Annotated in this window: 9 protein-coding genes; 2 read left to right on the forward strand and 7 right to left on the reverse strand. The window is 48.2% G+C overall.

Going from position 1 to position 11,743, the window contains the following annotated elements:
• The first annotated feature begins 45 nt into the window (after positions 1–45).
• Both ACY2RR_RS02900 and ACY2RR_RS02905 read left to right on the forward strand, forming a co-directional pair.
• Positions 46–4,758, forward strand: coding sequence for a pilus assembly protein (locus ACY2RR_RS02900; protein ID WP_490106637.1), 4,713 nt, complete (start codon positions 46–48; stop codon positions 4,756–4,758).
• A 59-nt stretch (positions 4,759–4,817) separates the two neighbouring features.
• Positions 4,818–5,243: a type IV pilin protein gene (locus tag ACY2RR_RS02905; protein WP_490106638.1), complete on the forward strand. Its 426-nt coding sequence runs from the start codon at positions 4,818–4,820 to the stop codon at positions 5,241–5,243.
• Positions 5,244–5,292: 49 nt separating this feature from the next.
• On the opposite strand, the gene lipA is transcribed toward ACY2RR_RS02905, so the two are convergent.
• The 7 genes from lipA to mltB all read right to left on the reverse strand — a co-directional run bounded on the left by lipA (position 5,293) and on the right by mltB (position 11,734).
• Positions 5,293–6,300 carry a lipoyl synthase gene (lipA, locus tag ACY2RR_RS02910; RefSeq protein WP_490106639.1) on the reverse strand — a complete coding sequence of 336 codons (1,008 nt, stop codon included), beginning with the start codon at positions 6,298–6,300 and terminating at the stop codon, positions 5,293–5,295.
• Entirely contained in the window at positions 6,301–6,981 is a 681-nt protein-coding gene (gene lipB, locus ACY2RR_RS02915) for a lipoyl(octanoyl) transferase LipB (RefSeq protein ID WP_490106640.1), read from the reverse strand. It lies immediately after the preceding gene.
• A gap of 50 nt (positions 6,982–7,031) precedes the next feature.
• Positions 7,032–7,301, reverse strand: coding sequence for a YbeD family protein (locus ACY2RR_RS02920; protein WP_281645130.1), 270 nt, complete (start codon positions 7,299–7,301; stop codon positions 7,032–7,034).
• A 19-nt stretch (positions 7,302–7,320) separates the two neighbouring features.
• Positions 7,321–8,181 carry a D-amino acid aminotransferase gene (locus ACY2RR_RS02925; protein ID WP_490106641.1) on the reverse strand — a complete coding sequence of 287 codons (861 nt, stop codon included), beginning with the start codon at positions 8,179–8,181 and terminating at the stop codon, positions 7,321–7,323.
• Positions 8,182–8,336: 155 nt separating this feature from the next.
• Complete coding sequence (locus ACY2RR_RS02930; RefSeq protein WP_490106642.1) at positions 8,337–9,539, reverse strand: D-alanyl-D-alanine carboxypeptidase family protein; 1,203 nt, start codon at positions 9,537–9,539, stop codon at positions 8,337–8,339.
• A gap of 219 nt (positions 9,540–9,758) precedes the next feature.
• A complete protein-coding gene (locus tag ACY2RR_RS02935) occupies positions 9,759–10,598 on the reverse strand; it encodes a septal ring lytic transglycosylase RlpA family protein (protein ID WP_490106643.1) in 840 nt (279 codons plus the stop codon).
• A gap of 23 nt (positions 10,599–10,621) precedes the next feature.
• Complete coding sequence (gene mltB, locus ACY2RR_RS02940) at positions 10,622–11,734, reverse strand: lytic murein transglycosylase B (RefSeq protein ID WP_490106644.1); 1,113 nt, start codon at positions 11,732–11,734, stop codon at positions 10,622–10,624.
• Positions 11,735–11,743: the final 9 nt, after the last annotated feature.

An 11,743-nucleotide genomic window follows, 5' to 3' on the forward strand; every position in this document is an offset into this window, starting at 1 on the left:
AACATGGCCACTTAAGAAATAATCGCTTAAGAAAAAGAACAGCCAATGAACAAAAACAAATCAAATAAACTGCTTGCTATGGCGCTCTCCGCGTCCTTGGGAGCAGGAACCTTTCATTCGGCGCTGGCCGATGACACTGAGATATTTTTTGGCGGCCAAGCATCCGGCCTGGTGATAGCACCAAACGTGCTATTCATACTGGATAATTCAGGCTCCATGAACAGTCCAATATGCCAATCCGGTGATCGAGATTGTGAAAACGATCCAGACCGAGCCAACAAAACCAGGATGCAGCAGTTACAGGCCTCGTTTTCCGACCTGCTCGACAGCACCCAGAACCTGCCCTTGAATGCCGGTTTGTTGAGATTTTGGAAAAACAACAGCTATAACAATACCAATGGCGTTTATCATGAAGTAGAAAACCTTGAAAATCCTGTCGCTTCCATTCCTGTTGAAGTAGTGACTCCAGAGGTAGGTGTTGGTGATGCCGATGAAAGCTCACTCAACAATCAAGTCAATGCCTCCAATACATCGGTACGGGTAGGTGTTATCTCAGACGGTGCTATCGAGGCCTTCCCTCTCCCAATAAACGGCAATAACTTCGGAAGTGAAGCACCTGGCGGTGGAGTAAACCTTAATAGCTATATGCGTTTCTATCCGAATTACCATAACGCTTATTACTTTGAAGGTTTTGAGATTCCAGCAAACGCCGTCATCATCGAAGCCAGACTCGATATGCAGTCATATAACACAAGCAGCTGGCTCAACTCCACCAACACTGTGCAGATCAGTGCGGACACTGTTCTTAATACCCCACTGAATAGTTCCAACAGGCATATCACCAACAGATTAAACACCCAGATTCCTGCAGCAAACAGAGTGCAGTGGAGAATGGGAGATAACCGAATTGGAACTGGCAACTGGTTCCAGACTCCCGATATCAGCAGCGTTATCCAGGGCGTAATCAATAGCAATCCCAATACCGATATCACCAGTCTGGCATTTTTGTTTAACCCGGTGACTGCCAACAGCAATCTAGAAACCTACTACGACAACCAGGCTGCGCGGGTACCTCGTCTCCATATTCGCTATAGTGCCCCCGCGAATGGCGGTCAACTTGAAGCTCATACGGCGGGATTCCGCTTCAGTGACGTTTCAGTTCCACAAGGGGCAACCATCACCAAAGCAACTTTACGCCTGACCCCCGACAGCGATAACGCATCAACTCCAACGTTCATCATTAAAGCCGAGAATGTTGGCAACTCTGCTGCATTTGAAGAAACTGATAGCAACATTTCAAACAGAACTCTCACCAGCGCATCCACATCCTGGACGCTCTCTCCCTGGCAGGTGACAGACTCTAACGGTGACAGGAACCTTTATGAAACAGACGTTACCAGCAGCCTGCAGGAAATTGTAAATCGCAGTGACTGGTGTGGTGGCAATGCTGCAACATTTGTTGTTACACCTGAAAATGGCTCCTCTGGGTTCAGGGATATTGTCAGTGAGGAAGCTTCTGCTCCACCACCAGCCCTGGCAGTTGAATACACAGTTTCTGGAACACCCGGTTGCAGTCTAAAAACCATCAAATACCCAATCATTGATCGGGGTAATGATGTCATCAAACGCAACTCATCTACATCAACAACACTCACATCTGTAGGCCTCAACCTTCCCAGAGGGGATGTTGGCCTTCGTTTTTCACAGTTCCCGGTTTTGAAAGACGTTGATATTCAAGAAGCCTTTATTGAATTTACAGCCAGCGAAGACTCCAACAGCACTTTCGCTACAACCATCAGTGGGGAAAGAGTCGATGACTCAGAGCCATTCACACAGAGTGGAACAACAATAAGTGCTCGCACCACAACAGGCTCAACAGTTTCCTGGACTCCCGAAACCACTTGGGAGGCAAACAAAACATACAGATCCCCGGATGTTAGCGATATTCTTGAAGAGATTGTGAGCCGATCCGGATGGTCTGCTGGAAATGCTCTGACCCTGTTTGTAAAAACCAACGTTCCAACCGACTCAAAAGATAAACGAGTTTACTCTTGGGATGGCTCCCCCTCCCAAGCACCCAGATTGATTATTAAGTTGTCAGAGGATGGCTTTAACGACTCAATTACGACCCACAGGGTACGAGATCGTCTCAAGAGCTATGTTAATGAACTGAGACCTGGAGGCGGAACTCCTATTATAAAATCGCTATTGCAGGCTCAGAGTTACTACTCTGGCAGCAATTCACCGATTACCAATACCTGTCAGAGCAACCATATTGTTTTGCTTTCGGATGGTTCTCCCAACGGATTCAACTCCAGTGAAGCCAACCAGATTACGAGCCGGACAGGAACAACCTGCAACTACAACAGTTCGATCTCTGGGCAACAAACCTGTGGCCGCATCCTGACAAAATGGATGGAAGAGAACGATCAAAAATCATCCCTGGATGGTGAAAACACAGTTACAACCCACACTATAGGCTTTGCTGCCAGCGGATCAGCCCTTAGTTTTCTGGAAGGTGTCGCCAGCAAAAAAGATGACGACAGTGCCCGTTATTACACAGCTACAGATGCTGCTTCATTGACCCAGGCATTCGGTAAGATCCTTCAGGAGATTTTGTCTGTGGAGGCCTCCTTCAACAGTGCCAGTATCTCCGTAAACCAGTATCGTAGTTACCAGCATAACAACGAACTGTACTACGCACTCTTCACTCCTAACGATAAAACCAACTGGAGTGGTAATCTCAAAAAATACAAACTGGGTACCAATGATGACCAAACAAGCTTCTTCCTGGTAGACAAGAACGGTAATAAAGCTGTTGACAAAGACAGTGGCGGCTTCAAAGAGGGAACCACCAGTTTCTGGTCAAGCTCCCCTGATGGAGGCCAAACTGAGCTAGGTGGTGCAGCCTCGCGACTGCCAAATCCGAACCAGAGAAAAATCTATACAGATGTTGGCTTGGATGCTGGAGATTCGTTGACCCAAGAACCCCTTTCGGTTAGCAACAGCACAATCACCAAGGGTATCTTGGGAAATCCAAGTATGAGCAATGACTATCGCAGCGATATCATCAACTGGGGACGCGGCTACAACCAGTCAGGCTCTATTCGTCAGCAAATCGGTGATCCACTGCACTCTCAGCCTGCACTGATAACCTATGGTTGTACGGTGTATCTAGATCCGGACGATAAGTCGAAAGGCTGCGCCCCAGAAAAAGAAGATATCAGCCTGTTCTTTGGTACAAACCAGGGCTTCCTTCATGCTATTGATGGCACAACAGGAACAAACCAAGGTCGGGAAATTTTCTCCTACATTCCAGAAGAGTTACTGCAAAACCTAGAAAATTACATGATTGATCCCGAGACAGGGAACAGTGTCAAAAAACCATACGGTATAGATGGCAGCCCAGTAGCCTGGAGAATTGATCACAACAAGAATGGTGCAATAGAAGCCAGCGAAGGAGATAAAGTCTATCTCTACTTCGGCCTGCGTCGCGGCGGTGACCTCTACTATGCATTGGACATCACTAACCGTAACAACCCTAAACTGAAGTGGAAGATCTCTTCCGCCAGCACCGGCATGAGCAAACTTGGTCAAACCTGGTCCAAACCTGCCCGCACTAAGGTCATCATCAATAACGTTGTAAAGCGAGCTTTGATATTTGGTGGTGGTTACGACATCAGTAACGATATCAGTGGCTCTCCGAGGGAAGGTGATGCCAAAGGTAACGCTTTGTTTATTGTCGACGCAGAAAATGGTGACCTTCTCTGGAGTGCAACAAACAATAACAGTGGTTCCCTTAAGCTGGACAAAATGGACTACAGCATTCCTGGAGATATTACTGTTCTTGATCTGAACCTTGACGGTTTCGGAGATCAAATCGTATTTGGAGATATGGGTGGTCAAGTGTGGCGGCTGTTTATTGATCAACGCCAGAGCAAAATCAACCAGAACCTTGTTGTTACGCCATTTGGTGGTACCGGTCAGCAAGACGCACAAGGTGTTGTCGCTGATCTGGCAGATACAGATGAAGAAGACAACAGACGCTTCTACATGAAACCGGTAACTGGTATTACCCAGACTGGCTACCGCAAACTGTTCACCATTGCCATTGGCTCTGGTTATCGAGCCCACCCTCTTGATGAGACCGTAGACGATCGGGTTTATGTATTGAAGTCTGCTGCTGTTTTTGACAACCCATTATCTGTAAAGACTTTGACAGAGTCTGACCTTTACGATGCAACAGACAATAAAGTTCAAAGCGGTAATGACGAAGAAATGCAAGCAGCTCAAAGGGCCCTTGATCTGATACCTGTAAACAGTGACGGATCCCAAAAAACTGACTCTAATGGAGCACCACTACCTCCTTTATCTAATGGTGGCTGGTATATCCGTCTGGAAGAGAGCGGGGAGAAAGCACTGTCCGATATCTCTTTGATTGATGGCTATTTTAGTTGGGCCACCTATGAACCTGCTACACAGGCTAACAGCTGCAAGGCGGTCCAGGGCACAAACCGCTTATACCGGGTAAGCGCTAAAGATGGATCAGCCCCAGACAACCAGCGTAAGAAGACTATACAGAATACCGGTATTGTGTCTTCTACCAGGCTCGTAGTCATCAAGTCCAGTGAACTTGTTAACGGTGACCCTGACGACGATGGCCATAAACTGTTTGAATGCGTCGGCACTGAATGTTACGAAGCTGGCAGTGGTGGAATCATAAGGCAGACGGGTTGGATAGATAAGAAGACCCACTAAGTTCAAGCCCGTTGATGTCTGACATCAACGGGCTTTCTAATTTAACACAAGAGAGCACCATGAAGAGTTTTAGCCTTTGCACCAAGCAGCAAGCTCCCGAGCAACAAGGTTTTACACTTGTAGAGCTGATGATTGTTGTCGCAATAATTGGCATTCTTGCAGCTGTTGCTTTTCCTTCTTACCAGGCATATATCATTCGTAACGCCTGCGTAGATGCCAGGGGAACGTTAGTAGCATCAGCCAGCGCATTGGAGAGATATCGAGCTGAGAACAGAGGTTATGCTGGTGCCATTGCTGGAACACACTTCCCAATACAAAGCCCGGTAGATAGCAACAACATTAATTATGATATTGATTTCCAGGCTCCAGCCACCACATCGACCTTTATTCTCCAAGCTACACCGCGAAGAGCAATCTTTCCTACGCTTACCCTCAATCAATCTGGTATAGGCACTGTGGATGGAGGAGCCTTTTCCTGCCGCTAAAACAAAAAGCCCGGCTTGTTTGCCGGGCTTAATTTGAAGGCTTTACGAATTATTTCGCCGGTTCGCCCAGCCCAACATTGTTTTTCTGCAGAACCTGTTCCGCACGGTAGCTTGAACGAACAAGCGCGCCAGACACAACTTCCAGGAAGCCTTTATCCAGCCCCCACTGACGATACTTATCAAACTCTTCAGGAGTTACATAACGCTTGAGTTCGATATGGTTGCGGGTTGGTTGCAGGTATTGGCCAAAGGTCACGATATCCACACCGATAGCTCGCAGATCATCCATCGCTTCGATAATCTCATCTTCGGTTTCACCCAAACCAAGCATGATGCTGGTTTTGGTTAATACTTCAGGATTGTGCTTTTTGGAATGTTCCAGAACTTTCAGAGTCTGTTCATAGCTGGCTCTTGGGTCACGTACCGGATGAGTCAAACGACGAACGGTTTCTACATTCTGGGCAAATACAGAGATGCCGCTATCTACAACGGTTTCTACATCTTTGAGATTACCAAGGAAATCTGGAGTCAGAGCTTCAACAGCTGTATCCGGATTTTCTTCAACAACTTTCTTCACCACAGCGGCATAATGCCCGGCTCCACCATCTTCAAGATCATCGCGGTTTACTGAAGTCAAAACCAGATACTTCAGCCCCATCAGTCTTACACTTTCGGCTGTGTTTTCTGGCTCTTTCTCATCCAGCCAGCCTTTTGGGTTACCGGTATTCACTGCGCAGAACTTACAGGCACGAGTACAGACATCACCCATCAGCATGATGGTGGCAGTACCGGAACTCCAGCATTCATTGATGTTGGGGCACATGGCCTCTTCACACACAGTGCTGAGTTTATGGCCATGAACAGTTTTCTTTACATCGGAATAGCGTTCATCGGTACGAGCTTTAATACGCAGCCAAGATGGCTTACGCAGCAGTGGCTTTTGAGGGTCGTTACTCTGGCTGGCTTTGATACCGTTTTTAATGGCGCGGATGCCGTTATCGTTTACAAACTTGCTGCCGCTGGGAACCTGAACTGTTGGAATAATATTTTCAGACATTTAAAGAACACTCTCCAGGCTCCCCGGGATCACCGGTAGCTCGTCAGTCTTGTTAATTTCAGTATAACCAGTGAGTTCAGCCAGTTGTGAGACCAGAACATCGGTTATCTCAGATAATGTCGCGGAAGGGTTATAGTCATGCACCTGGGCAACAGGCATTCCGGCATAACCACAGGGGTTTATTCTCTGGAAAGGCTCCAGTTCCATATCCACATTGAGAGACAAACCGTGGAAAGAGCAGCCACGGCGGATACGTAATCCCAAAGCAGCAATCTTAGCTTCACCCACATAAACACCCGGAGCATCGGGGCGGGCAGCAGATTCAATGCCGAACTGTGCCAGCGTGTTGATGATTGCATTTTCCATGCAGGTCACTAGATCCCGGACGCCTATACTCAGACGACGAACGTCCAGCATCAGGTAAATCACCCGCTGCCCAGGGCCGTGATAAGTCACCTGCCCACCACGATCAACCTGAACAATTGGGATATCACCCGCCGCCAGCACATGCTCAGCCTTACCGGCCTGCCCCTGGGTAAATACAGGAGGGTGTTCCACCAGCCAGAGTTCATCACCCGTGGTTTTATCACGAGCGTTAGTGAACTCAGTCATGGCCTGCCAGACTGGCGTATACGGCTGTAGTCCAAGATCGCGGACTATAAGTGTTTCCGCGTTATTCATTCTTTTATCCTGACAATTCTGTGCTTTTTCACTCCCCGAACCGGGGCGGTTTAAAGCACCATTCTTACATTCTTGTTGGCTTTCAGGTCATTGTGCAGCGCTCGCAGCTGCTCTTCACCTGTTGCCCGAATCGTAACAACAACAGCGACAAACCGGCCTTTGCTACTGTCTCGCAGAGTGTATTGCCCATCATGGTCAGGAGCGTGCTTGCGAACAACCTCCAGAACAGACTCATGGAAACCATCATCAGCAACACCCATCACACTTATGCGATAGTTATCACAGGGAAATTCAATTTTTGGAGGTTGCTGTTCAGCCATATCTACTTCAAATCACTTTTTATGATGTGCCATCGCGGTAACTGCGATACAAGTTCGCCACGTATTGCCATACAGGGCCCGGCTCACCGCCGCCAACGGTCACACCATCTAACTCAATAATTGGGACAATTTCCCGACTGGAACTGGTAATCCAGATTTCATCCGCCTGCTGGAGGTCTTCAGCAGAAAGCTCACGTTCCTCACAAACATAACGGCTGTCATTCGCCGCCAGCTGCAAAACCAGTGCCCGGGTTACACCACCCAGAATACGTTCACTTAACGGTGGGGTGATTATACGCCCATCACGGATAACAAAAACATTACTAGAAGCACCTTCTGTAACCCGGCCATCTTCATCAATCTGAATAGCCTCAGTCACACCGGCCTCTTCCGCACGATGATGGGGGATCAAATTACCCAGCAGAGAAATACTTTTTATGTCACAACGCTGCCAACGCTGATCAGCCACGGTTATAGCTTTTCCTCCTGGATGCTGCTGCACGCGAATCCCCGGAGTAAAAGGCATGGTCATGGCAAACACGGTGGGCTTTACCCCATCCGGATAATTGTGGGAGCGGACTTTCCCGGTACCGCGGGTGATCTGCAGATAGACGGACTGATTATCGCCATTATCTTTGTTCAGTGCATACAGGGTTTGAAACAGGTCATCCCACTCTTCGGGTTTCTGCTCTATTTTCAGGTCTATGGATTCAAGGCTGCGGTACAGACGGTCAATGTGTTCTTTTTGCTGAAGCGGCTTACCATCAAAAAGCGGTACGACTTCATACACACCATCACCAAACAGAAACCCCCGATCCAGTACGGATATCTTCGCATCTTCAACCGGAAGAAATTCTCCGTTCAGATAAACCTGAGCCATAGCACCCCCATGCTTTCTGCGTTGAGCCTTTCCCTAGCTACTTCGGCAGATAATCAGAATCTGTGCGTCCCCACAGATTAATGCAGATTAACAAGTCCTGAAGAAGCCTCGTCATTATTAATACGACTGTGGGCTTCTTCAGGATTCAGGGCTGTTTAACTAAACAACCCCATAAAGAAACGAATAATGCTGTCCCACAGGCTCTTGAAGAAACCAGCCTTTTCAACAGCTTCGAGAGCAACCAGATCACGTTCTGCGATGATTTCATCATCAACACGAACAATTACAGAACCAACTTTCTCACCAGCCGCGATTGGCGCTTCCAGATTGTCATCAACAACCATGGAGGCTTTCACATCCTTACCCTTGCCACGCGGTACAGTCACGACCAGATCATCTGTCAGACCCACTGGCAGGTTATCAATGGACCCTTTCCAGACACGCACCTGCTCAAGAGCAACACCACCACGGTTTACATCCACGTTTTCAAAGAAGCGGAAACCGTAGGTCAGCAGCTTCTGGGTTTCGTTGGCGCGGGCACGCTCACTGGACGTTCCCATAACCACAGCAATCAGGCGACGCTCATCATTTGTGGCAGATGCCGCCAGACAATAGCCAGCTTCATCTGTGTGACCAGTTTTCAGACCATCAACATTCGGGTTAGTGAACAGCAGAGTGTTACGATTGGGCTGAGGGTTCAGCGGACGACCTGTCTTCTTGTTCACGCCATACTGAAACTCTCTTTCAGCATATACGGTGTAGTATTCCGGGTGGTCATAAATAATGCGCTGAGACAGAATCGAAAGATCACGGGCTGTGGTGTAGTGACCCTTCACCGGCCAGCCGGAAGCATTCTTAAAGTGGGTGTTGTTCATGCCCAGCTCTTTGGCTGTCGCATTCATAACCTGAGCAAAAGCACCTTCACTGCCGGCAACATATTCAGACAGGGCAACACTGGCATCGTTACCGGAAACAATAATCACGCCTTTCAAAAGATCTTCTACAGAAACCTTTTCACCTACTTCAATAAACATCAGTGAGCCACGCATACGCCAGGCTTTTTCACTGACAGTGACCAGCTCATCACGCTTAATGTTGCCAGCCGCCAGTTCATTCTCCACAACGTAGGCAGTCATCATTTTGGTCAGACTGGCAGGAGGTAGTACCTGGTCGGCATTATGCTCTGCCAGCACTTCTCCACTAACGGCATCAATCAGGATGTAGCTCTTGGCCGCAACTTTTGGCGGCGAAGGGATCAGGCCCGCAGGCAGAGCCTGGGACACTGTAGAAATTGCTAACAAAGCAACACCGGCCATAGCAGCGGCTAGTTTTCGGGATATTGAAGCAGTTAGATTCATGGCTTTTTCAGTCAAACCTTTTAGTTACAGCATTCCGTGGCAAAGAAATCACACAACATCACTAGCTGGTGAATCACCAGGGATCTGTCCATGATCATCGTGGATTCGATGTAATCCAGCATTATAACAACAGGCCGGGAGTGCATTAATAAGTCATAACCACGGAAAAATTCAAGGGGCTTTTTGTATTAACAGCTTTACATTTCTGTGTGGAGGCAGTCAGTCGAAGACTCTGTGCCCTTTACCAAGCTGGTATTTCTCAAGATTTGCCTGGGTTTCCAAAAGATCTTGATCAGAAGAGAAAGGCCCCATACGCACCCGGAACAGGTTATCCTTCACACTGGGAATAACCTGTACAGGAGTATCACTCACTGCCAGCAGCTTTTGCTTCAGATTCAAAGCTCCATCCTTGCTGCTGAGGGCGGCGATCTGAAGATATATCAGAGAATCGGCATCCGTTCCGCTTTTCAGCGGTTTCTGGGTTGCACGCTTGAAAGCCAGCATACCTTCGGGAGACGTATCGATTCCCTCAATCTTCACCTGAGCAACACCCTTGCTTTGGTAGCCAAGCTTTTTGGCCGCAGCCCAGGAAAGATCAATCAGGCGATTGCCGTGAAATGGCCCACGATCATTCACCCGCACAATGACACTGCGATTGTTTTCCAGATTAGTGACCCGTACGTAGGATGGCAGGGGCAGCGTTTTGTGGGCTGCTGTCATGCCATACATATCGTAAATTTCACCGTTGGCAGTTTTGTAACCGTGAAATTTGGCACCATACCAGGACGCTGTTCCTTTACGAACATACCCAGCGGCTGTGGTCTTAGGCGTGTAGGTTTTGCCGTTAAGGCTGTAAGGATCCGTTTTCACATCCCCGGATGGCGGGCGGGGAACGGCATTAGGAATATTTCTAACATCAATATCCTTATGCGCCCGGTCATTCGCTATGTGATAGCGACTGGCCTGAATTTGTTCCTGGGTTGGCTGGCTGGAACAGCCAGCCATTACCATAAGCACACACACGGGGATAATCATCGAAGATTGGAAAACACCAGACATTGCTACTCTCAAAAACCTTAGCCTCATGTATCAGTCTGGACCAATGTCTGGGATTGGTCTTTAGCAGCCGATTGATCTTCGGAGGTGGATTTGCCCGCCTGCATTTTCTGCTCAACCTGACGCCCTAACTGGTATACAGCCATCGCGTAGAGGTCACTTTTGTTATAGCGAGTGATGACATAGAAATTAGTCATGGTCAGCCAGTGCTCGATGCCGTTCTTCCCATCAAGCTTCAGCCCACGCACTCTGGCACTGTCGGGAAGCACTTGCTGGCTTCTCCAGCCAAGATTGCGGGCTTCGTTTACTGACCGGGTTGGCCGGGGATTATCACTGAACAGAGCACTGTACTTCTGCCCCTGGACATTGGCCTTCGAAGCGACAGGTTTACCTTCAATCCAGCCATGGCGGTTCAGGTAAGAAGCGATGGAACCAATGGCATCTGCCGGAGACTCCCAGATATCAGCCTGACCATTTTTATCAAAATCAATGGCGTAAGCCCGGTAGCTGGAAGGCATAAACTGAGGAATTCCCATAGCTCCAGCATAAGAGCCTGTCAGAGACAGAGGATCAAATCCCTGCTCTCGTGAAAGAACCAGAAACTCCTTTAATTCTTTGCGGAAGAATGTCGCTCTGCGTGGGTAACCGAAGCCAAGGGTTGATAGAGCATCAACAACCCGGAAACCGCCACTGTTGCGGCCGAAGCCGGTTTCTATCCCCAGAATACCAATAATAACTGACTGGGAAACACCATAGGTTTTGCTGGCCTGGTCAAGAATATCTTTATTCTTCTTCCAGAACTCCACACCCTGATCAATACGCAGGTCATTGATAAACAGGTTGCGATATTCCCACCAGGTCAGGCGGCGCTCAGCAGGTTTGCTGATCAGTTCAACAATGCGAGGTTTGAATTCCACCTCTTTGAACATTTTTTCCAGAGCTGGCCGTGAGAAACCTTCATCCCTCACCAACTCATTGATGAAACCGTCAATATCTTCACTTTTAAAGCCTTCACTGTGAACCGGAAGACTTAAACCCATAGTGAATGAAACACTGGCGGCAAGAACAGCCGCTCTTTTTGTTATGCGTCTGGCCTTGCTTTTTCCCGACGTAAGCCCCAAAAAAAACGATCGTATCATAAGGGTATT

This window comes from Parendozoicomonas sp. 2304DJ65-17 (genome assembly GCF_058148445.1).

Excerpts from the sequence above, each read along its gene's own strand:
- lipB (WP_490106640.1), bottom strand. The coding sequence starts at position 6,981 with ATGAATAACGCGGAAACACTTATAGTCCGCGATCTTGGACTACAGCCG.
- ACY2RR_RS02935 (WP_490106643.1), bottom strand. The coding sequence starts at position 10,598 with ATGTCTGGTGTTTTCCAATCTTCGATGATTATCCCCGTGTGTGTGCTT.
- mltB (WP_490106644.1), bottom strand. The coding sequence starts at position 11,734 with ATGATACGATCGTTTTTTTTGGGGCTTACGTCGGGAAAAAGCAAGGCC.
- ACY2RR_RS02930 (WP_490106642.1), bottom strand. The coding sequence starts at position 9,539 with ATGAATCTAACTGCTTCAATATCCCGAAAACTAGCCGCTGCTATGGCC.
- ACY2RR_RS02920 (WP_281645130.1), bottom strand. The coding sequence starts at position 7,301 with ATGGCTGAACAGCAACCTCCAAAAATTGAATTTCCCTGTGATAACTAT.
- ACY2RR_RS02905 (WP_490106638.1), top strand. The coding sequence starts at position 4,818 with ATGAAGAGTTTTAGCCTTTGCACCAAGCAGCAAGCTCCCGAGCAACAA.
- lipA (WP_490106639.1), bottom strand. The coding sequence starts at position 6,300 with ATGTCTGAAAATATTATTCCAACAGTTCAGGTTCCCAGCGGCAGCAAG.
- ACY2RR_RS02925 (WP_490106641.1), bottom strand. The coding sequence starts at position 8,181 with ATGGCTCAGGTTTATCTGAACGGAGAATTTCTTCCGGTTGAAGATGCG.
- ACY2RR_RS02900 (WP_490106637.1), top strand. The coding sequence starts at position 46 with ATGAACAAAAACAAATCAAATAAACTGCTTGCTATGGCGCTCTCCGCG.